Origin of the sequence: Pacificoceanicola algae (assembly GCF_049341065.1) — a bacterium.
GTDB lineage: Bacteria > Pseudomonadota > Alphaproteobacteria > Rhodobacterales > Rhodobacteraceae > Pacificoceanicola.
In genome coordinates this window covers 129,227-151,032 of record NZ_JBMPIX010000001.1, presented here as the reverse complement: position 1 = coordinate 151,032, position 21,806 = coordinate 129,227, and the positions used below count along the sequence as shown (strand labels likewise).

Here is a 21,806-nt window from a genome sequence, read left to right as displayed (position 1 = left end):
CGCAACTCAGGAGTGACTTTGCCGCGATAACATTTTCGTTTCTGGCACCTTCCTGCCCAAACCCCGGGCAATCGGCACAAGTCTGCGCAAAGATTGAACAATTGAAGGCATTGTTCGCTTCGCGTCCCGGGATTTGACCTTTAAATCACGCCAAAGGGGCACATCTGAATAACGAACAACAAAAAAAGATTAGGCAGCGAAGCGATGAAATTAGTGACCATCATTCAGGCGGCAGCATTGGCTCTCTTGGCGCTCTACGGCGCAGCGGCAGGGGCGGACAACAAACCAGCCTGCCACTCTCAAGACACCCAGATCACCTGTAATCTGTAAAACGGCGCTCTCCGCCGGGTGACCCGAGGACGTCGCCGAAGGCGTAAGGACGAGAGATCAAGCGCAGGGCCAAAGGCCCTGCTCCGCATAACAACAGCTTACCGCCCCAGCGCCGCATTCAGCGCAGGCAGGAACCGCTGTTCATAGTCCGAGCCGACCAGAGGTCCGACAAACTTGAACAGCACCACACCGTCCCCATCCAGTATGAAGGTCTCGGGCGGCCCGGTCACGCCCCAGTCGATGGCCGTGCGCCCCGCAGGATCAAAGGCCACCGCCAGAAACGGGCTGCCCTCATCCTCGAGATATTTCAAGGCCTGCGCTTCCTGATCCTTGAAGTTCACCCCAACGATACGCAGCCCCTCTTGCTGCATCTTCAGCAGCCGCGGATGCTCGGCGCGGCACGGCGGACACCAGCTGGCCCAGAAGTTCACCAGCGTCACCTCCCCCGAGGCCAGCATATCCGGCGTCACCTGACCATAGCCTGTCAGGGCCACGTCGGTCATCGCCGGAGCCGGTTTGCCCTGAAACTTCGACTCCAATTCATTGGCGCCCTCGCGCCCCAGTCCAAAGAAAAAGATCAGCCCCAGCCCCAGAAAGATCAGGGGCGGCAGGATCATCAGCGGCGAGATACCTTTCTTATCGGCCACGCTTCTGCCTCTCTTCAATTTGCGCCAGTTCGGCTTTGACTTTGCGCGCGCGCAGAATGCTGACAACCACCAGCACCACGATCAACAAGATCGACAGCGCATAAGACGACAGCACGGCCCCTGCGTATTTCCCCAGATCCGGCATCATGTCGCCCGCTCCCGCGCCAAAAGCGCCCGCGTCCGTCGTGCGCGGATTTCGGTTTGTGTGCGCAGAAAGACAAGCGCCACGAACAGCAGAACAAAGCCCGCGATGCTGACCAGCAGAGGGTAATAAAAGACATCCGCCACATGCTCCTCCTTATCAAGGGACATCGACGCGCCTTGATGCAGCCCCTGGTTCCAGAAGTTCACAGCATACCGGCTGAGCAAGGCAAAGACCGAGCCCACCAGGCACAGGATCGAGGTCAGATCCGCTGCAGTGTCGTCATCTTCGATCGCGGTCCATAGCGCCATGTAGCCCAGATAGAACAGGAAAAGGATCAGGAAAGAGGTCAGCCGAGGATCCCAGGCCCACCAGGTTCCCCACATCGGCTGGCCCCAGATCGCCCCGGTGATCAGCGCGATCACTGTCATCATTGCACCGATCGGCGCCGCCGCGCGGGCGGCCAAGGCGCTGACATGGTGGCGCCGCACGATCCAGATCAGCGAGGCGACCAGCATCATCATCCAGGCGTTGATCGCCATCAGCGCCGACGGCACGTGCAGATAGATGATCTTGACGGTACTACCCTGACGGTAATCCTCGGGCGTAAAGAAAAAGCCCCAGATCAACCCGACCAAAAGGCAAACGACAGCGGCCGCACTGAACCATGGAAGCAGGCGGTCGGTGGTCCGGATAAATTTCACCGGATTGGCATATTCCCAGATCGACATGAGCGATGGATACCTCTGTTTGGCACCGCTTTACACATCAAATATGCGTAAGGCGCAATACGTCGCGCCAGAACCGCCGCTTCACATCTGGACAGGCTGTCGCTTGCGGCCCCAGTCGCCCGGCGGGCCGTCGAAGCGCCCCGGAAGTTGCGTGCCGCAATCCAGACACTTGCCGCGCGCATCCAGATGCCATCGCGACAAAGCGTACCAATCCCGCCCGATCACACAGGTCCCGCACCCCGCGCAATAGCTCGACTGGGCGGCTTCGTGATGCACATTACCCACATAGACGTGGCGCAGTCCGGCCTCTTTGGCGATGGCGCGCGCGCGCAAAAGCGCATTGACCGAGGTTTTGGGCGTTTCTGTCATGCGAAACTGCGGTGTGAAGGCGCTGAAATGCAGCGGGACATCCGGCCCGCAAGCGGACAACACCCAAGCCGCCAGTTCGCGCAGTTCCGCCGCGCTGTCATTTTCGCCGGGAATGATCAGCGTCGTCAGTTCAACCCAGCACGATGTTTCCTGAACCGCGTAGGAAATGCTGTCGAGCACCGGCGCCAACCGCGACCCGGTCAGCTTTTGATAGAATCGGTCGGTGAACCCCTTGAGGTCGATATTCGCCGCATCCATGGCCCCAAAGAACTCGGGCCGTGCCTGCGGCGTCATATAGGCCGCCGTGACAGCCACATTCCTGATCTCCAGTTCCCGGCAGGCCTTGGCCGTATCCGTGGCATATTCGATAAAGATCACCGGATCGTTGTAGGTATAGGCAACCGACGTGCAGCCCAGATCCCTTGCGCGGCTGGCAATACGTTCTGGAGCCGCCTCCTGCGCCGTCTTGTCCATATCGCGCGACTTGGAAATATCGTGGTTTTGACAAAACTTGCAGGCCAGATTGCAGCCTGCCGTGCCAAAGCTCAGGACCGGTGTTCCGGGATAAAAATGGTTCAGCGGCTTCTTTTCAATCGGATCGATGCAAAACCCGGACGATCGCCCATAAGTGTCGAGAACCAGCCCATCGCCCTCGCGCTTGCGGACAAAACACATGCCTCTCTGCCCGTCGCGCAGGGCGCACAGACGGGGGCAGAGCGTGCAAATGATCCGGCCATCCTGGGCCGTTTCCCAATAGCGGGCAATTTGGGTCATGCGTGCACCATGACAGGTTTGCCTGACGAAAACCTTACCGCAAGTTGATCCGCAAGACAGCGGCCGAGGCGAAAGGCAGCAGCGCCACCGCTCCGGCACTGATCCCCGCCAGCATCAATAGCGGCGTCTGCACTGCCAGCCCTTCGGCGCCGCGACGTGCCGCTTCGGCGCCAAAAATCAGCGTCGGCACGTATAACGGCAGCACCAAGAGCGACATCAACAACCCGCCGCGTTTGAGCCCCACAGTCAAGGCCGCGCCAAAGGTGCCGATGACGGACAGCGCCGGGGTTCCCAGCGCCAACGAAACGACAACCCACAGATAGCCGCCGACAGGCAGGTTCAGCAGCACGCCCAGCACCGGCGCCGCCAGCACCAACGGCAGACCCGTGGTGATCCAATGCGCCAATGCCTTGACACTGACCACGCCCTCCATTGGCAACGGCGCCGTCGCCAAAAGATCAAGCGAGCCATCCTCCCAATCCAGTGCAAAGATTCGGTCCAGCGACAAAAGACAGGCCAAAAGCGCGCCGATCCACAACACCCCGGGGGCGATCCGCGTCAACAGTCCGGTCTCGGGGCCAACCCCGAAGGGAACCAGAACCGTGACGATCAGAAAAAACACCAGCCCTAGGCCAAAGCCGCCGCCCGCCCGCACCGAAAGCCGCAAATCCCGGACCAACAGCGCAATCATAAAAACGCCTCATCGGCCGAGGACATCTGCGGTAGCGCCTTGAACGGCGTGACATCAAGGATCTCCGCCTCAGGAATCCCCAGATCGATATGGGTCGCCATCAGGGCGCTGCCCCCGGCGGTCAGATGTCCGCGCACCGCCTCGGCGAACAGTTGCACCGACGCTGTGTCCAGCGAGACCGTCGGCTCATCCAGCACCCAGACTGGCCGCCCCGTCACCATCAGGCGCGCCAGCCCCAGCCGCCGCTTCTGCCCGGCGCTCAAGGTGCCCGCCAATCGCGTCTGCAAGGCCACAAGGTTGAACCCGGACAAGGCGGAGGAAATATCAGTGGTACCAAAAGCCTGCGCCCAGAACCTCAGGTTCTCAGTGACGCTCAGCATGGATTTCAGCCCATCTGCATGGGCGGCATAGGCGATCCGCTCTCCCGCGCCCTCAACCGTCCCTTCAAAGGGCGGCTGAAGTCCCGCCACTGTGCGCAACAAGGTCGTCTTGCCCGACCCGTTCGGCCCGCGCAACACAAGCGCCCGTCCCGGGCTCAGCACAAAGCTGATCCCCTCCAGCACCGGCACGCCGCCCCGGGCCACCGCAAGATCACGTACAGTCAAATCCATGACGCCAGCCTTACCCCAGCCCAAGACCGCACAAAAGCGTCAAAAGCGCCCACGCCCTGTCGTTTCACTGGTCCGAAAATATCCCGGGGGAGCGCGCAGCGCGGGGGCAGAGCCCCCAAGACCCCGATTACCAAGCGCCACAGGCTCAAACAGGCAGAGCCGCCAGTGCCACGCGCCGTCCCTCGCTCAGCAGCACATTATAGGTCCGGCAGGCCGAGGGCGAGTTCATCACTTCAACCCCGATCCCCGCCGCTTCCAGACGGGCGCGCAACTCGGGCGGCAGATGAAAGATCTCCGCCCCGGTGCCGACAAACAACACATCCACATGCCCAGCCAACTCCAGCAGCGCCGCATGATCCTCAAGCCCGCCCCAAGGGTTCGCCCCGGCGCCATACATCAGAACGGCACCGACATGGACCTCGCCGCCAACTCGGAAAAAGCCTGCACCATATCCGTCAACGGGAATGGCATCGGAAAAGGTGATTTCATTTATACGCATAAGGGGCTTTTACCTCCAGAACGGCAGTCCCGACAAGGCCGAGATCGCAATCAGAACATAGGCCACGCCGCGATACAGCCGCTCTTGTTCAGGTTTGAACAGCCGTCCGCCCAACCAGTTCCCCGCCATGCCGGGGATCGCCAACCCAAGTCCCAAGGCCATGGCGACGCTTTCCCAGCGGCCAAAGGCCCCCATACCCGCAATGATGAAACCGTCGAAGATGAAAAGAAAGACCAACGTCGTTGCCCGGATAACCGAGGCTGGCAGAGGCCGCGCCATATAGAACAGGATCACCGGAGGCCCGGGCAGCCCGGCTATGCCGCCCAGAAACCCCGACGCGCCGCCGATCCCCAGCACCATGACGCGGCTGACCACGCCCGTATACCGGACCCCACCGGCAAGAATGACCAGCATCCCCAGGGCCAGCAGACTGACCGAGTACCGAAAAACCTCGGGGGCTACCCATTGCAGCACCGCCAGCCCGACAGGCAGCATCACCGCCGTGCCCAGCACCAATCGCCACAGATCACCCTGCTCGACCTGCCCCCAGGCTTTGCGCAGGTTCGGCAGAGGGCCAAGAATGTCCATGAAGGTCAGCGCAAGGATCGCCTGAAACGGCGAAAGGAACTGCGCCGCGACGGGCAAAAAGATAAGGGCTGTTCCAAAGCCTGCAAAGCCCCGGACCAGCCCTCCGATGAATGCCGCGAAGGCGATCCAGCCAAGGCCCGGGGTTGCCCAGGCCTCGGCCAGCAGATCAGGCATCAATATCGCCGAACTGGTTGCCGGTGTTCTCGACCGGCTTGGTCCAGTCGCGTTTGACCCCAAGCCGCAGCAGGATCGCCGACGCCACGAAGATCGACGAATAGGTGCCCACGATCACGCCCCAGATCATCGCGAAAACGAACCCTCGGATCACGTCGCCACCCAGAACAAACAGCGCGATCAGCGCCAGCAGCGTGGTGAACGAGGTCATGAAGGTCCGCGACAGGGTTTCGTTGATCGACAGGTTCAGAACCTCTTTGAGATCCTTGGACTTGTACTTGATCAGGTTCTCGCGCACCCGGTCGAACACCACCACCGTATCGTTCAGCGAATAGCCCACGATGGTCAGAAGTGCCGCGATAATGGCCAGATCGAACTTGATGCCCACCTCGGAAAATACCCCGATGGTCAGGATCACGTCATGCACCAGCGCCACAACAGCGCCCAAAGCGAACTGCCATTCGAAGCGCAGCCAGATGTAGAAAAGCACCGCTGCAATGGCCAGACCCACGGCGACAAAGGCCGTCTGGATCAGCTCGCCCGACACTTTCGGCCCGACGCTTTCGACCGAGACGAACTTGATGTCCGGGGCCACGGACTGAAGGGCACCGCGGGCGGTGTCGATCACTTCCGAAGTCACGGCCTCTTGCCCGTCCTGCGCACCGATCCGGATCATCGCGACGTTCTGATCGGGGCCAAAGGTGGGGTCGAAGACCTCGGAGATGGTCGTATCGCCCAGTTGCAGCGCCGCAAGCGCATCGCGATACGCGCCCACGTCCACCGCCTGCGCGCTTTCCGTACGGATCGTCGTGCCACCCTTGAAGTCGATGCCATAGTTCAACCCGCGCACCATAAAGCTGCCGAAGGCCAGAACCATCATGACGGCGGAAATGCCCAGCCACATCCTGGAGCGTGAAAAGAAGTCCCAGTTGGTGACTTCGGGAACAAGTCTCAGACGCATATCACACCTCGATCTGCTTGGGACGGCGGCGCTCGAACCAGATCACGATCAACAGCCGCGTGACGAAGATCGCCGTAAAGACCGAGGTCAGGATACCCAGCCCCAGAGTGATGGCAAAGCCGCGCACCGGACCCGAGCCCATGACGTACAGGATCACCGCCGTGATAAAGGTGGTGATGTTCGCGTCGATGATGGCGCTCAGCGCCTTTTCATAGCCCAACTCGATGGCGCGGGCTGGACCGCGTGCGGTTTTCAGCTCTTCGCGGATGCGTTCAAAAATCAGCACGTTGGCGTCCACCGCCATACCCACCGTCAGAACGATGCCCGCAATGCCCGGAAGGGTCAGCGTGGCGCCGATCAGGCTGAGCGCACCGAAGATCAGCACGATGTTGAAGATCAACGCGATATTGGCAAAAATCCCGAACAGCCCATAGCTGAGGAACATGAAGATCAGAACTGCGGCAAAGGCCACAATGGTGGCAATCTTGCCCGCGTCGATGCTGTCCTGCCCCAATTCCGGGCCAATGGTACGTTCTTCAAGGAAATTCATCCCCGCAGGCAAAGCCCCAGCGCGCAGCAGCACCGCGAGATTTGTGCTTTCCTCGATGGTGAAATTGCCAGTGATGATGCCCGACCCGCCCGCAATGTGGCTTTGGATCACCGGATCACTGATGACCTCATTGTCCAGTACAATCGCAAAGGGAGAGCCGATGTTTTCAGCGGTATAATCACCGAACTTGCGTGCACCCGACGGGTTGAAACGGAAGCTGACCGCAGGCCGACCGTTCTGGTCAAAGCTTGGCTGCGCATCGACCAGCTCTTCGCCAGTGACCACAGGCGCTTGCTCAAGGATCGCATAAGCGCCCTCGCGGTCCAGATAGGGCAGGATTTCATTGCCAACCCCAGGATTGTCATTGGCGTTGCCGGTGCGCCCGACAACCGGCTGGAACGTCAACTGCGCGGTGGTGCCGATGATATCCTTCAACTCCTGCGCGCTGCCGATGCCCGGCACCTGAATCAGGATGCGGTCGCTGCCCTGACGCTGGATCGTCGGCTCACGCGTGCCGACTTCGTCGATGCGGCGGCGGATGATCTCAAGCGATTGCTGCATGGTGCGCTCGTCCGTGGCCTGTCTTTCGGCCTCGGAAAGCGTCACGACAATCTCGTCGCCGTCGCTGATGACCACCAGATCGGTCGAACCCGCGCCGGTCAGTGAAACCACCGGCTGCGCCAGCCCGCGGACCAGTTCCAGAGCGCGCGGCATGCCCGCCGGCTCGGAAATCTTCACCCGCAACTCGCCCTCGGGGGACGGTTGCAGGCGAATGGTGCCGACGGTGGCGCGCTCGGGGCGCAACACGTCGCGGACATCGGGCCAAAGTGCCTCCATCCGGGCGGCGTAAACGTCCTGAACCTGCACTTCGGCCAACAGATGAGCCCCGCCCCGCAGATCGAGGCCAAGGTTCACCAGACCGGACGGCAAGGCATTGGGCCACTGCGCCGCAAGCGCCTGATTTTCCGGCGTATCCGCCCCCAGTTCAATGGCCGAAACAGCGTCATTGTGCTGTTCGACCCGGGTATAAAAGGCATTGGGCAGCGCAAGTACCAAACCCAGCGCGAGCGTCGCCCAGATCAGCACACGCTTCCAGAGATCGATCTGTAGCATGAAAGATCAGCCCTCGGCCGGTTCGGTCTTGGACAGGACCTGCGCGATGGTGGCGCGGATCACGCGGATCTTGACGCCATCTGCGATTTCCACTTCGATTTCATTGCCTTCCTTGACCTTCGACACCTTGCCGATGATCCCGCCCTGGGTGACGACCTGATCACCGCGACGCAGCGCTTCAACCATCTTTTGATGGTCCTTCATCTTCTTTTGCTGAGGCCGGATCAGCAGGAAATACATGATCGCAAAGATAAGGATCAGCGGAAGAAACTGGCCGAGTGCGTTGACGTCCATTGGGGATGCTCCTGTCAGAAATCGGCGGGGCACCCCCCGCTTTGAATTGCGCGGAACCTATGCGCGGGCGGGGACGGATGCAAGGTGAAGAACCCACAAAACAAGGGGGCCGAAGCGTCGCACAGGCCACGCGCAGATGGCGGCTGAAAAATCCGGCAGGATTGCGGGGCGCAGCGGACACGCTTAGGCTGAGTTTCGGCACAGGAATGGAGTGGGTATGCAAGAGAGTGTTTTGCCGGATGCGCTGATGATCCCGTGGACGATCGCCGGGCTGATCGGTGTGATCCTCCTGAGCCTGCTTGTTTTTGCCCTGCTCTACCGCTTTGGCGACACGGAACCCGCCAAGCCAGACACGCTCAAGGCACGGCTGGGCATGGCCGAATTGCCCGACGCGCTGTTCTGGATGGGTGCGGCGCTGAGATCAGTCGATGATATAACCAACGCACAATTCAAGCCCTTTTGGCAGGATGTCTTTGCCGATGGGTCTGTGCAGCTTCTCTAAGGGAAAGCGCGGCCAGAGCATTGGGTGGATGAGGTTCTAAATTTTGACGACTTCGGAAAAGCCTGGCGCGTGTGGCAGGCCAGGATCGGGCAAGATCCGGGAAATCCGCAGTGACCGGCGGAGGCTCTGACGCGGGTTAGGCGGGGCGCCGCGCCTCGTGATTGTTGACCGGGGCCGCGCCCTCTACACTCCTTACGCAAGATGGGGCATAAGGCACCCGACTCAGACGTGTAATCAGGAGGATACGATGCACGACATCCGCGCCATCCGCGAAAATCCCGCCGCTTTCGATGCGGCGATGGCCCGCCGTGGTTTGGAGCCGCTGTCGTCCTCGGTCCTTGGGCTGGACGAAGCACGCCGCGCCGCGATCCTGACCGCCGAAACCGCGCAGGCCGAGCAGAACAAGGCCTCCAAGGCCGTGGGCGCCGCCAAAGCCAGCGGCGATGAGGCCGAGTTCGAACGGCTGCGCGCCCTCGTGGCCGAGAAAAAGGCCGAAGTGGCCGAGATGCAGGCCAAGGCCAAGGATCTGGACGCCGAGCTGACCACGCTGCTGATGGGCCTGCCCAACGTCATGCACGCCGACGTGCCCGATGGCGCGGACGAAGCGGACAACGTGGAAATCCGCCGCTGGGGCACGCCCCGCAGCTTTGATTTCGCGCCCAAGGAGCACTATGAGATTGAAGGCGCCAAGGACGGGCTGGATTTCGAGACTGCGGCCAAGCTGTCGGGCTCGCGCTTTGTGGTGCTCTCGGGAGGCATTGCCCGCATCCACCGCGCGCTGGCACAGTTCATGCTGGACACCCACATCAGCGAACATGGGCTGACCGAGACCTGGACACCGGTGCTGGTCAAAGAGGAAATGATGTACGGCACGGGCCAGTTGCCCAAGTTCGGCGAGGACAGCTATCAGACCACCAACGGCTGGTGGCTGGTGCCGACCGCCGAGGTGACGCTGACCAATATCGTCAACGGCATGGTGGTGGATGAGGACTATCTGCCCCGCCGCTATGTTGCGCATACCCAATGCTTCCGCTCCGAGGCAGGCTCGGCCGGCAAGGACACCAGCGGCATGTTGCGCCAGCACCAGTTCGAAAAGGTCGAAATGGTCTCGGTTGTGCATCCCGATCTGTCGATGCAGGAACACGACCGGATGACAGGCTGCGCCGAGGCGATCCTGCAAAAGCTGGACCTGCCCTACCGGACGGTGGTGCTGTGCTCGGGTGATATCGGCTTTGGCATGATCAAGACTCATGACATCGAAGTCTGGCTGCCCGGGCAAAACACCTATCGCGAGATTTCGTCGGTTTCGGTCGCCGGGGATTTCCAGGCGCGGCGGATGAACGCGCGGTTCAAACCTGCGGGCGGCGGCAAGCCCGAGTTCCTGCATACGCTGAACGGCTCGGGCCTCGCGGTGGGGCGCTGCCTGATTGCGGTGCTTGAGAACGGGCAGAACGCCGACGGCTCGGTCACGCTGCCCGAGGCGCTGCACCCTTGGCTTGGCGGCAAGACGACCCTGACGGCGGAGGGCACGCTGGCATGAACCGCCTTTGGGCGATCCTTTGCCTATTGGCAGCGGTGGCTTTTGCTGCCTCGCCCGCGCTTGCGCCCGGGTTCAACGGGTTTGAGCCGACGCAATTCCCGGTGCCCATCGAAAATCCACCGGTGCAGCCGGCCGGCTATGCCTTTGCGATCTGGGGGCTGATCTATGTGTGGTTGATCATCGGCACCGGCTTTGGCCTGCTCCGCCGTTTTGACGATCCGGACTGGTCCCCGATGCGGATGCCGCTGTTCGTCAGCCTTGCCGTCGGCACTGCATGGTTGCCGGTGGCGCAACTCTCGCCGTTGATCTCGACCGTGATGATCGGGGTGATGCTGGGGGCCGCGTTGCTCAGCCTGTTCCGGGTTGGCGATACGGACCGCTGGCTGCAACAGGCGCCGGTGGCGATTTACGCGGGCTGGCTGACGGCGGCCTCTTGCGTGGCCCTTGGGGTGATTCTGGGCGGCTATGGCTGGCTGCCCCCAACCCCGGCGGCGCTGATCTCGCTGGCTTTGGCGCTGGTCATCTCGGTGGTTGTGCAATACCGCCTGCACCGCGCGCCGGAATACGGCATCACGGTGATCTGGGCCTTGGTCGGCGTGATCGTCGCGAACTCTCAGCCTTTTCATGCGGCGGTATCCGGGCTGGCCCTGCTTGGCATCATCGCGATCCTTGGATTGCGCGGCACCGACACCGAATAGCGCGCCCCAGCTGCGTATTAGCGGGGCGCGGGCCTGTCTGAATCGGCCAATCCCGTGACCGTCAGCACGCCTGCACAAATTTCCCCAACGCCCCCTTCGGATGAGTATGGATAACCGGACTACCTTGCACCCTTAGGTTGTGAGAGGGTTTGACATGCGCCCATTTCGGCGCAACTCGCCCCAGTCGAAGTTTGTATCGGAGATATTGGAGATGACTTTTTCAAAACACGCCATGGCGATCGCATTTAGCACATCGGTTGCGCTTTTGACGGCCACACCATCCCTTGTTGCCGCCGCCCCTGCCGGGTCCTGCGATTCCACGACCGGGTGCCACGCCCTCAAGAGAGCCTGCTTGAAAATCGAAGGCACCTACACTGGAACCAATGACAAGGGTGTCTGCAACAAAAAGTCGACCGCAGCGATCAGCGGCGGTCTCAGCGCGTCCGGCAGTACCACAACCACCAAACCTGCTGCCAACGCTCCGAACGCTCTTGCCGCCGCGTTGGGCGCCGACGAAGACGCCAAATGTGTCGACAAGGCTTTGTGCAAGGAACTCCGGACCGCGTGTCAGGGCACCTGGGAATGGATCAATCCGCCGAACCACGGCATTTGCCGCGACTAAAGCGTTCGGGACACACCGGCCAGACTGTGGCGCTTCGATTGCCGACCCTCGGCGCATGAAGCGCCACAAAAGCGTTGCTCCTCAAGCCGGCGCAGAAGATACTTGCGCGACAACCCATGGGAGAACGGTATTTGGCGCTGCATCATTTTCTGTCCATTCCACTGCTCTGCATAAGCGCACTTGGCGCTTCGGCGGACCTGAGCGGCACCTATGACGTCACGGGGCGCAACGCCGATGGCTCGGTCTACAGCGGCACTCTTGCGTTAATGCAGGACGGAAGCACCGTCGAAGCAGGCTGGAATATCGGCACGACAAGCTATTCGGGCTATGGCCCGCTTGAAGGCCGCGTGCTGACGATCAATTGGTCACCGGGGCAACCGCCCGTTGTCTACGTCACAATGCCGGACGGGTCTTTGCACGGCACATGGGCAGACGGTCTTGCGCTTGAAAAAGCCACGCCCAGGTAATCCCCCGGTCGTAGCTTTCTTCATCCCGTCGAAAATGCCTGAAGGGGTCCGATGACGCAGATCCCCTTTTCCGGTCAGAGCTTTTCGCCGCCCTTTTTTCCCTGCAATCCACCAAGGTGCTTTTTCAGCGCCCCGGCGTTCTTTTTCTTGCGGCCCTTGTAGGGGTTCGCATCGCCCTGCCCGCGCATATGCAGCCGGATCGGCGTGCCGGGCATGTCGAAATCCTCGCGCAGCGCGTTGACCAGATAGCGCGAATAGCTGGCAGGCAGCTTGTCCGGGTGCGAGCACATGGCGACAAACCCCGGCGGGCGCGATTTCACCTGTGTCATGTAGCGCAGCTTGATCCGTTTGCCCTGTGGCGCGGGCGGCGGGTGGCGCTCGATCATCGAGGCCAACCAGCGGTTCAGCTGTCCTGTCGGCACGCGGCGGTTCCAAACCGCATAGGCCTTCATCACCGCCTCTTGCAGCCGGTCCAGCCCCTTGCCGGTGCGGGCCGAAACTGTCACCAGCGGCGCGCCGCGCAGTTGCGGCAACAGGCGTTCAAAGCTTTCGCGCAGCTCGCGCATCTTGTCTTGCTTGTGGTCCTCGATGTCCCACTTGTTCACCGCGATCACCACGGCGCGGCCTTCGCGTTCGGCCAGATCGGCGATCTTGAGGTCCTGCACCTCAAATGGGATCGCGGCATCCAGCAGCACAATCACCACCTCGGCGAACTTGATCGCGCGAATACCGTCAGAGACCGAGAGTTTCTCCAGCTTTTCCTGAACCTTGGCACGTTTGCGCATGCCTGCGGTGTCAAAGATCCGCATCGGCACGCCGCCCCATTCCTGTTGGACGGAAATGGCATCGCGGGTGATCCCGGCCTCGGGGCCCGTCAGCAACCGGTCCTCGCCAAGGATCTGGTTGATCAGGGTGGATTTGCCCGCATTGGGCCGGCCAACAACGCAGATTTGCAGCGGCTTTTTGACCGTCGGCATGGGGAAGTCTTCGATCCCCGCCTCGGCCTCTTCCTCGGTCAGGGAAATCTCGACCTCGGGGGCCTCTTCGGCGGCGCGCTCTTCATAGGCGTCAGCCAGCGGCAGCAGTTGCGAATACAGATCGTTCAGCCCCTCGCCGTGTTCGGCGGACAGACGGATGGGTTCCCCAAGGCCAAGGCTATAGGCCTCAAGCACGCCTGCATCGGCAGCGGCGCCTTCGGCCTTGTTGGCGGCAAGGATCACATGTTTGGCGCGCTTGCGGAGAATCTCGGCGAAAATCTGGTCGTCCGGCAGGATGCCAACGCGGGCGTCGATCAGGAACAGGCAGATATCGGCCATGTCCACGCCGCGTTCGGTCAGTCGGCGCATACGGGCCGGCAGGCTGTCGTCAGTTTCGTTCTCAAGGCCCGCAGTGTCGATCACGGTAAAGCGCAGATCCCCAAGCCGACCCTCGCCTTCGCGCAGGTCGCGCGTCACGCCGGGCGTGTCGTCGACCAACGCAAGGCGTTTGCCGACAAGGCGGTTGAACAGGGTCGATTTGCCCACATTAGGGCGACCGACGATGGCGATCGAGAAGGACATGGCACTGGGCTCCGGGCGTATCAGAGGCGCGGCTTACAGCATTTGCACGCCGCTTGAAAGCCCGGACGGTGAAACGAATTTTACTGGGGAATGCGCCGCCCGCTTAGCGGAAAGCGTGCAACACCCCGTCGCCCGACACGACATACATCACTCCGCCCGCCACGACCGGACGGGTGGTTGCGCCGCCCTTGATCGCGACCTTGGCGACTTCGGCACCATTCTCGGGATTGAAGGCGCGAATATACCCGTCCGAGCTGGCCACGATCAGCCGCCCGCCAGCTAGAATCGGGCCATAGTTGGCGTAAGCCGCATCGCGGCGCTTTTGCGGGTTGCGACGGGTCGGCACATATCCGGGCAGATCGACTGCCCAGATCTTGTCACCGGTTTCCGCGTCAAGGCGGATCAATTCGTTGCGGTCGGTCACAAAAGCTACCGAATCGCTGCCCAACGGCCATGCCGGGCCAAGCGCACCCTCGCGCGCGGTCCAAAGCCGTTCACCGTCATGGACCGAGAGCGCCACGAAGCGGCCCGAGTGGTTGCCCGCGAAAACCTTGTCACCGACGATGATCGGATCGCCGGTGATATCATCAATGCCGGACAGGGCCACGCCATTGCGGCGGCCCAGCAAGTCAGCACTCCAAAGGCTCAGTCCGCCCTGACGGAAGGTCGTTTGAACGGTGCCGTTGCCAAAGGAAAACACCACGCGCTTGGGGCCGATGGCGGGCGACGGGGCACCTGCGACGTTGTCCACGTCGCCCACGCCCTCAATTTGCCAGCGCACGCGGCCAGTTTCTGTCTCAAGCGCCCAACCAACGGTATCCCCCGAGACGATATACAGGATGCCATCGCGGATCGACGGCGCGCCGGTGGCGGTGTTTCCAAGGCGCTGCGTCCAGATTTCGCCGCCCGAGGCCGGGTCGATCGCGGTCACCGTGCCAAAACCCGAAGCCACATAAAGCCGGCCGTTGTCATAGGCGATACCGCCACCCTGCGCTTCGTAATTCTCGTCGCGCTGCGGCGTCAGGACATGGCTCCAAAGCGCCGCGCCGCTGGGCGAGGTGGCCCGGACGACATGTTCGCTGTCCATCGTGAAGATACGGCCGCCTGCCACAACAGGATCGACGTTCAGGCGCTTGCGACGGCTGTCGCCCGCCCCGATCGAGGTTTGCCAAATCGGCTGGAACGCCCCGGAATAGGCGGCGTTCGTGATGCGCACATGCGGCGAGACCCCGCTTTGCGTCCATTCGGCATTGTTGCTTGGCGCGCCAAGCGCGACGGCGCGGGCGCTGTTGCCCAACTGTTCGGCCAAGGGGTCGGCGCGCGTTTCCAGCACATCGCGCACATTCATGCGGTTGCCCGGCAAGATTTCTTCGCGCTCTTCACAGCCCGCGAGGACCAGAACACCAAGGGTCGTAAGAATGGTTGCCTTGCGAAGCATATGCCTGCCCCCTCTTTGCCGCCTCTGGCGGTCTTATGTCCTCAGCTGTCCTGAACCGTCAAATCGTCCAGCGACCCGCCCAGTGCCACAATCAACTGAGACGCGCGTCGACGCAAGCCCGCCGTCACTTCGGCGTCTTGGACAAGGTTTTTCAACCGCTCAAGCGCCGCATCCTTGTTGCCTGCTTCGATATCGACCAGCGCCAGTTGTTCCTCGGCCAAAAGCCGCAACGGCTGGCCGGGGACGGCCAATGCCTCGAGCCCGGCGCGGCGTTCGTCAAGTGTCAGGATATCCGCCCCGCGCGCCAAAGCCTTGTAGCTGGCGATCTGGCGATAGATCTTCGGAACCTCGGTATTGTCGGCCACGGCCTGAAGCTGCGCCACGGCGGCGGCGTCGTTGCCTTCGCTGCCCTGCTCTGCCGCGACCAGCATCTGAAGGATGGCTTTCGCACCGGTGTCATCGGTCTGGACGCTTTCCAGCTGGGCGATGCGAGCCTCGGGCTCTTGCAGTTCCAAAGCCCCCATGATGGCGTCGCCAAAGCTTTGCGCCTTTGCTGCATCACGGGCCTGAGCATATTCGCGCCATGCGGTGCCCGCGACAAGCAAAAGCACAAGCAGGATCGCGATCCAGCCATAGCGCTTCATCATTGCAAAGAGTTTGTCGCGGCGGACCTCTTCGGTCACCTCGTCAATGAAACTGTCCGGATTGCTCACGTAGCGGCCCTCTCATCGCCTTGAATTCAGGCATTTGCCCCCTCTTATCGCGCAAGGCGGGGCGTGCCAAGGCGTCAGGCGGGGAGGAACGCGGTTATTCGCTTCGAATGACTGCCTGCCATCGCAACAGAATCGCCGAAATGCGCCACTTTTGGCACCAGATCGCCATGTTTTTCCACGAAATCGCCGGTCAAACGCGTCGGTTCAGCTTGAAGCACTTGACCCAACGCCCTAAACTAAACCAAACGGTTCAGGACATTTGCGCGGTATCTTTTTTCAGGCTGCGTGTAACAGGACGATCAGCCGCCCCGGCGGTATGAACAGAAAGCGGACGCGACGAACATGCGGCTTATCCCAATTTTGACGGCCATTCTGGTCTCGGCACTGCTGTATATGGTGGTGATTGAACGCGACACCCTGACCGCCCTGATGGCGGGAGATGCCCCCGAGGAGGGCGAGGCGCTGCCCGGCGGCGCGGCAGCCGCTGCCGAAGCCCCGGACGAAGAAGACACCCGCATCCGCGTAATGGCGATGATGTCCCAGGCCCGCGAGATTGACAGCGCGGTCGTGCTGCGAGGCCAATCCGAAGCACTGCGGCAGGTCGAAGTCCGCGCCGAGACCAGCGGCAAGGTGATCTCGGATCCGCTGCGCCGGGGCGCGTTTGTCGAAGAAGGTCAGCTGCTGTGCGAGATTGATCCCGGCACGCGCGGCATTGCGCTGCAAGAGGCGCAAGCGCGTCTGGCCGAGGCCAGGGCCCGCGCCCCCGAATCCCGCGCCCGCACGTCAGAGGCCGGGGCACAGGTGCCCGCCGCCGAAGCCCGCATCCTTGAGGCCGAGGCAAATGTTCCCGCCGCCGAAGCCGCACTGGCCGAGGCACGCGCCCGCGTTCCCGCCGCCGAAGCCGCCCTGTCGCAGGCCGAAGCGGGCCGCCCCGAAGCCGAAGCCCGGTTGGTCGAGGCAAGATCCCGCGTTCAAGAAGCCGAGATCAACCTGAACGCAGCGAGCCAGCTGGCCAAGGAAGGCTTTGCCGCACAGACCCGGCTTGCCTCGGCGCAGGCGGCTTACGAAGCCTCCAAGGCGCAGGTGCAGACCGCGCTGGCCGGTGTGATCGGTGCCGATGCCGCGGTCGAAGCGGCCAAGGGACAACTCGAAGGCGCCAAAGCCGCTGTGGAATCCGCCAAGGCGCAGGTCGAATCCGCCCGCTCGGCGATCAGTTCGGCCAAGGCATCCCTTGAAGGGGCCTCAGCGGGCATCGAATCAGCCAAAGCGGGCGAAGAGAACGCCCTGTCCGGCATTCAATCCGCCGAAGCCGCGGTCGCCGCTGCCGAAAAGGAAATCGAGCGGCTCAGCATCCACGCCCCCTTTGCCGGGCTTTTGGAAACCGACACCGCAGAACTGGGCGCCTTGCTGCAACCCGGTGCAGCCTGCGCCACGATCATTCAGCTGAACCCGATCAAGATCACCGGCTATGTGCCGGAACGGGACGTGTCCCGCGTGCGGCTGGATGCCCCGGCCGGGGCGCGCCTGGTCGATGGCCGCGAAGTCGTCGGCAAGGTCAGTTTCGTGTCGCGCAGCGCCGATCCTGTCACCCGCACCTTTCGGGTGGAGCTGACGGTCGACAACAGTGACCTGACAATCCGCGACGGTCAGACCGCCGAGATCGCCATCGAGGCCGAGGGCGCCCCCGGCCATCTGGTGCCGCAATCGGCGCTGACGCTGGATGACGAAGGCCACCTTGGCCTGCGCACCGTGGATGAAAACAGCCGCGCGAAGTTCCTGCCTGTCACCCTGATCCGCGACACCCGCGACGGCGCTTTGGTTTCCGGCCTGCCGGACAAGATCGCGATCATCACGGTGGGACAAGAATATGTCACCGATGGCGTGCCGGTAGAGGCCGTATTCGAGGAGGTCGTTCAATGACCGGTATCATTGACTGGGCCGCCGACCGCGCCCGGATGATCATTGCCTTTATCGCGCTCTCGATTTTGGTCGGGGGCTATGCCTATGTCAGCCTGCCGAAGGAGGGTGAACCGGACATCGAAATTCCGGCGCTCTTTGTCTCGGTGCCCTTCCCCGGGATTTCCGCCGCCGATTCCGAAACCCTGCTTGTCAAACCGATGGAGACTGAGCTGTCAGATCTCGACGGGTTGAAAACCATGTCGGCCACCGCCGCCGAAGGTTATGCGGGCCTCGCGCTGGAGTTTGAATTCGGCTGGGACAAGACCAAGATCATCGCCGATGTGCGCGACGGCATGAACAACGCCGAGGCGAAGTTTCCCGAGGGCGCCGAGAAATATTCGATCAACGAGATCAACTTTTCCGAATTCCCGATCATCATCGTGAACCTGTCGGGCGCCGTGCCCGAACGCACGATGGCCAAGATTGCCAAGGATCTGCAGGACCGGGTCGAATCGCTGGATGCCGTGCTCGAAGCCGGGATCGCGGGCAATCGCGACGAAATGCTTGAGGTGGTGATCGATCCGCTCAAGCTTGAAAGCTATAACGTCACCGCAGGCGAACTGATCTCGGTTGTCCAGAACAACAACCAGCTGATCGCCGCAGGCGAGGTGGAAACCGCGCAAGGCACCTTTGCGGTCAAGATCCCCTCCAGTTTCGATGACGCCCGCGATGTCTATGCCCTGCCGATCAAGGTGAACGGCGACCGGGTGGTGACGCTGGGCGATCTCGCCTCGATCAACCTGACCTTCGAAGACCGCACCGGCACCGCGCGTTTCAATGGCGAGACGACCGTGGCGTTGCAGGTCGTCAAGCGCAAGGGTTTCAACATTATCGACACCGCCGATCAGGTGCGCGCCGTCATCGCCGAGGCCGAAAAGCAATGGCCCGAAGAACTGCGCGCGGTGCTGGACGTGGGCGCCAGCAACGACCAGAGCCATCAGGTCGAATCGATGGTCAGCCAGCTCGAAGGCTCGGTTCTGACCGCCATCGCTTTGGTGATGATGGTGGTGCTGGCCAGCCTTGGCCTGCGCCCTGCCCTGCTGGTCGGCTTTTCCATCCCGACCTCGTTCCTTTTGTGCTTTCTGCTGCTCGCGCTGATGGGTGTGAGCATTTCCAACATCGTGATGTTCGGCCTGATCCTTGCGGTGGGTATGCTGGTGGACGGCGCCATCGTGGTGGTGGAATACGCCGACAAGCGCGTCGAAGAGGGTGTTGGCCCGATGCACGCCTACGTCGAGGCGGCGCACCGGATGTTCTGGCCGGTGGTGTCCTCGACTGCGACAACGCTGTGCGCCTTCTTGCCGATGCTGTTCTGGCCCGGCGTCGCGGGCGAATTCATGGGCATGTTGCCTGTCACATTGATCTTTGTTTTGTCGGCCTCGCTTGTTGTGGCTCTGGTTTATTTGCCGGTCATGGGCGGCGTTCTGGGCCGTACCGAGCGTTGGTTGAAAGAGCGTATTGCCCAGATCGCGGGCCTGCCGATCCTTGCCCATCTCGGCCTTTTGCCGTTTTCCATCGTTCCACTGCTGGCCGCCGGTGCCTTGATCCCCAAGCTTTTCGCCTTGGTCAGCGGTCAATTTGGCACCATGGATGGAACGAATATTGCCGGATCGGTCATCCCGACCTTTGTGACGGTATTCCTTCTGCTGCTGGGCGTCGTGGTGCTGGCCTCCATGGGCATCGCAGCGGTTGTCACCTTGCTACTGACATTGGCGGCCATTCCAGCGCGTGCCTCGAACGGCCTGGGTGCGCTGCGCCACAAGGTCTTTGGCGCGCCGCGCCCGAAACCTGTCAAAAGCGGTTATCGCCGGACGCTGTTCGGGCGGTTCATTGCGCTCTTTGCCACCAACCCGGCGGGGCCGCTGATCGTGGTGGCCACGGTCTTTGTCTTGGTTGGCACGGTCTTCATCTACTACGGCAACAACAACAACGGCACGGATTTCTTTGTCGAGAGCGAACCTGAACAGGCCATCGTATATGTGCGCGCCCGCGGCAACCTGAGCCTGACGGAAAAGGATGCGCTGGTCGAGCGGGCCGAAAGGATCGTGATGCAGCACCCCGGCATCAAGACCGCCTTTGCCTTTGCCGGGGAAGGCGGGTTGAACAGCAACACCGGGGGCTCGCAGCCGCCGAAGGACACCATCGGCCAGATCCAGCTCGAGACCATTGCCTGGGACGATCGCCCCGACGCACATGAGCCTTGGTTCACCATTCCGATCATCGGTTACACAGTTCAAAAGGCCATCAAGGCACCCGATTATGATGGCGATCTGATCATCGACCAACTGACCGCGCAGCTGGAACAAATCCCCGGTGTCAAGATCGAGATCCTTGCCCAGGCGCGCGGGCCGGCGGGCGCCAAGCCTGTGCACTTGCGCCTGAAAGGCGACAACTGGGACGACCTGCTGGAGGCAACGGCCATTGCCAGCGACGAATTCAACGCCCTGCCCGGCCTGACCCAGATCGAAGACACGCGCCCCCTGCCCGGCATTGACTGGCAGATCGACGTAGATGTGGAAAAGGCCGGCCGCTATGGCGCGAACGTGGCGACTGTTGGCGCCATGGTACAACTGGTCACGCGCGGCGTTCTGCTGGACACCATGCGGGTGGACAGCTCGGACGAGGAAATCGATATCCGCGTGCGCCTGCCCGAAAGCGACCGGGTTCTGTCAACGCTCGACACGCTCAAGGTTCGCACAGCAGATGGCCTGATCCCGCTGGCCAACTTCATCACCCGCACACCGGTTGAAAAGCTGGCCGAGATCAACCGCGTGGATCAACAGCGCTATTTCGACGTCAAGGCGGGCGTTGCGCCTGGACTGGCCAAACTGGTCGACGAGAACGGCGACCCAAACGCCATCGTGCGCCTTCTGGATGAGGTCCAAAGCCACGGCGGGACCGAGATTTCCGGCCCCGAGGACCGCCCGCTTGAGATCGTGAAACTGGCCGAAGGCGTCACCGCGTCCTCCCTGCAAGACAGCCTGACTGCGGGCGATCTGAGCCTTGTTCTGGTCGATGCCAACGAACGCATTGCTGCCCTGACTGAGTGGCTGGGCACCTCGCCCTTCCCCACCGGGGTCGACTGGGAATGGACCGGCGACCAGGAAGATCAGGCCGAGAGCCAAGCCTTTCTTGGCCAAGCCTTTGGCGCGGCGCTGTTCCTGATGTTCATCATCCTGCTGGCGCAGTTCAACAGCTTTTACAATTCGATCCTGGTGCTGCTGGCGGTGGTTCTGTCCACCACGGGCGTCCTGATCGGGATGCTGGTGATGGATCAGTATTTCAGCGTCATCATGACGGGTACAGGGATCGTGGCGCTGGCCGGGATTGTGGTGAACAACAATATCGTTCTGATCGACACCTATCAGGAATACTCACGCTACATGCCAAAGATCGAGGCCATCGTGCGCACCGCCGAGGATCGCATCCGCCCGGTGCTGCTGACCACGATCACCACAATGGCGGGTCTCGCGCCGATGATGTTCGGCCTGTCCGTCGATTTCTTCGGCGGCGGCTATTCGATCGATAGCCCGACAGCGCTGTGGTGGAAAAACCTTGCCACGGCGGTGGTCTTTGGTCTGGGGATCGCGACGGTGCTGACTCTGGTCTTCACTCCGTCGATGCTGGCGCTGCGTATCTGGGCGACGACTTATGTGAAATGGTTCGCACAGCTTCTGGCCAAACTGTCCTTTGGCAAGGCCAGCCGTGCCGCGAAAGACTGGGCCCTGACCCGGGAAGCGCGCCGCGCCAAAGCGCCCGAGATCATTTGGGATTTTGAAGACGAGCCCTTGGCAGGGCCCAAAGCCCAGCCGCTGCGCGCGGCAGAATGAACTC

Annotated in this window: 22 protein-coding genes; 8 read left to right on the top strand and 14 right to left on the bottom strand. The window is 61.9% G+C overall.

What is annotated here, in order from left to right; translation table 11 throughout:
- Positions 1–204: 204 nt before the first annotated feature.
- Positions 205–330 (top strand): hypothetical protein, encoded by a 126-nt coding sequence (locus ACOYQJ_RS00725; protein WP_422904077.1) that lies wholly within the window; start codon positions 205–207, stop codon positions 328–330.
- Between the two features lie 98 nt (positions 331–428).
- On the opposite strand, the gene ACOYQJ_RS00720 is transcribed toward ACOYQJ_RS00725, so the two are convergent.
- The 11 genes from ACOYQJ_RS00720 to yajC form a co-directional block, all read right to left on the bottom strand.
- The gene (locus tag ACOYQJ_RS00720; protein WP_422904432.1) at positions 429–947 is read right to left on the bottom strand and encodes a DsbE family thiol:disulfide interchange protein; all 519 of its coding nucleotides are present in this window, start codon (positions 945–947) and stop codon (positions 429–431) included.
- 19 nt (positions 948–966) lie between these two features.
- On the bottom strand, positions 967–1,125 hold the full coding sequence (ccmD, locus tag ACOYQJ_RS00715) for a heme exporter protein CcmD (RefSeq protein ID WP_422904076.1): 159 nt from the start codon (positions 1,123–1,125) through the stop codon (positions 967–969).
- Positions 1,122–1,850, bottom strand: coding sequence for a heme ABC transporter permease (locus ACOYQJ_RS00710; protein WP_422904075.1), 729 nt, complete (start codon positions 1,848–1,850; stop codon positions 1,122–1,124). Before ACOYQJ_RS00710 ends, ccmD begins: the two co-directional genes overlap by 4 nt.
- An 81-nt stretch (positions 1,851–1,931) precedes the next feature.
- Positions 1,932–2,993, bottom strand: coding sequence for an AmmeMemoRadiSam system radical SAM enzyme (gene amrS, locus ACOYQJ_RS00705; RefSeq protein WP_422904074.1), 1,062 nt, complete (start codon positions 2,991–2,993; stop codon positions 1,932–1,934).
- A 34-nt stretch (positions 2,994–3,027) separates the two neighbouring features.
- Entirely contained in the window at positions 3,028–3,684 is a 657-nt protein-coding gene (gene ccmB / locus ACOYQJ_RS00700; protein ID WP_422904073.1) for a heme exporter protein CcmB, read from the bottom strand.
- Positions 3,681–4,295, bottom strand: a complete 615-nt coding sequence (gene ccmA / locus ACOYQJ_RS00695; protein WP_422904072.1) for a heme ABC exporter ATP-binding protein CcmA — start codon at positions 4,293–4,295, stop codon at positions 3,681–3,683. Before ccmA ends, ccmB begins: the two co-directional genes overlap by 4 nt.
- Positions 4,296–4,440: 145 nt before the next feature.
- Positions 4,441–4,794 (bottom strand): Mth938-like domain-containing protein, encoded by a 354-nt coding sequence (locus ACOYQJ_RS00690; RefSeq protein ID WP_422904071.1) that lies wholly within the window; start codon positions 4,792–4,794, stop codon positions 4,441–4,443.
- Positions 4,795–4,803: 9 nt separating this feature from the next.
- Entirely contained in the window at positions 4,804–5,556 is a 753-nt protein-coding gene (locus ACOYQJ_RS00685; RefSeq protein WP_422904070.1) for a sulfite exporter TauE/SafE family protein, read from the bottom strand.
- On the bottom strand, positions 5,549–6,517 hold the full coding sequence (gene secF, locus ACOYQJ_RS00680; RefSeq protein WP_422904069.1) for a protein translocase subunit SecF: 969 nt from the start codon (positions 6,515–6,517) through the stop codon (positions 5,549–5,551). Before secF ends, ACOYQJ_RS00685 begins: the two co-directional genes overlap by 8 nt.
- Before the next feature lies 1 nt (position 6,518).
- Positions 6,519–8,180, bottom strand: coding sequence for a protein translocase subunit SecD (gene secD / locus ACOYQJ_RS00675; RefSeq protein ID WP_422904068.1), 1,662 nt, complete (start codon positions 8,178–8,180; stop codon positions 6,519–6,521).
- Between the two features lie 6 nt (positions 8,181–8,186).
- Positions 8,187–8,474 (bottom strand): preprotein translocase subunit YajC, encoded by a 288-nt coding sequence (yajC, locus tag ACOYQJ_RS00670; RefSeq protein ID WP_422904067.1) that lies wholly within the window; start codon positions 8,472–8,474, stop codon positions 8,187–8,189.
- 217 nt (positions 8,475–8,691) lie between these two features.
- Between yajC and ACOYQJ_RS00665 the strand changes: the two genes are divergently transcribed.
- The 5 genes from ACOYQJ_RS00665 to ACOYQJ_RS00645 all read left to right on the top strand — a co-directional run bounded on the left by ACOYQJ_RS00665 (position 8,692) and on the right by ACOYQJ_RS00645 (position 12,303).
- Positions 8,692–8,976 carry a hypothetical protein gene (locus ACOYQJ_RS00665; RefSeq protein WP_422904066.1) on the top strand — a complete coding sequence of 95 codons (285 nt, stop codon included), beginning with the start codon at positions 8,692–8,694 and terminating at the stop codon, positions 8,974–8,976.
- A gap of 247 nt (positions 8,977–9,223) precedes the next feature.
- A complete protein-coding gene (serS, locus tag ACOYQJ_RS00660; protein ID WP_422904065.1) occupies positions 9,224–10,516 on the top strand; it encodes a serine--tRNA ligase in 1,293 nt (430 codons plus the stop codon).
- Entirely contained in the window at positions 10,513–11,214 is a 702-nt protein-coding gene (locus ACOYQJ_RS00655) for a TspO-related membrane protein (RefSeq protein WP_422904064.1), read from the top strand. Before serS ends, ACOYQJ_RS00655 begins: the two co-directional genes overlap by 4 nt.
- Before the next feature lie 211 nt (positions 11,215–11,425).
- Positions 11,426–11,836, top strand: a complete 411-nt coding sequence (locus ACOYQJ_RS00650; protein ID WP_422904063.1) for a hypothetical protein — start codon at positions 11,426–11,428, stop codon at positions 11,834–11,836.
- 131 nt (positions 11,837–11,967) lie between these two features.
- A complete protein-coding gene (locus ACOYQJ_RS00645; RefSeq protein ID WP_422904062.1) occupies positions 11,968–12,303 on the top strand; it encodes a hypothetical protein in 336 nt (111 codons plus the stop codon).
- Positions 12,304–12,377: 74 nt separating this feature from the next.
- Here the strand turns inward: ACOYQJ_RS00645 and der are convergent, their stop codons facing one another.
- The 3 genes from der to ACOYQJ_RS00630 form a co-directional block, all read right to left on the bottom strand.
- Positions 12,378–13,862 carry a ribosome biogenesis GTPase Der gene (gene der / locus ACOYQJ_RS00640; protein WP_422904061.1) on the bottom strand — a complete coding sequence of 495 codons (1,485 nt, stop codon included), beginning with the start codon at positions 13,860–13,862 and terminating at the stop codon, positions 12,378–12,380.
- A 103-nt stretch (positions 13,863–13,965) separates the two neighbouring features.
- Positions 13,966–15,300 (bottom strand): PQQ-like beta-propeller repeat protein, encoded by a 1,335-nt coding sequence (locus tag ACOYQJ_RS00635; protein ID WP_422904060.1) that lies wholly within the window; start codon positions 15,298–15,300, stop codon positions 13,966–13,968.
- Positions 15,301–15,341: 41 nt separating this feature from the next.
- Entirely contained in the window at positions 15,342–16,013 is a 672-nt protein-coding gene (locus ACOYQJ_RS00630) for a hypothetical protein (RefSeq protein ID WP_422904059.1), read from the bottom strand.
- 342 nt (positions 16,014–16,355) lie between these two features.
- On the opposite strand from ACOYQJ_RS00630, the gene ACOYQJ_RS00625 reads away from it, so the two are divergent.
- Together ACOYQJ_RS00625 and ACOYQJ_RS00620 are read left to right on the top strand one after the other, a co-directional pair.
- Entirely contained in the window at positions 16,356–17,933 is a 1,578-nt protein-coding gene (locus ACOYQJ_RS00625; protein WP_422904058.1) for an efflux RND transporter periplasmic adaptor subunit, read from the top strand.
- Entirely contained in the window at positions 17,930–21,802 is a 3,873-nt protein-coding gene (locus ACOYQJ_RS00620; RefSeq protein WP_422904057.1) for an efflux RND transporter permease subunit, read from the top strand. The genes ACOYQJ_RS00625 and ACOYQJ_RS00620 overlap by 4 nt, the downstream gene beginning before the upstream one ends.
- The last annotated feature ends 4 nt before the right edge of the window (positions 21,803–21,806 follow it).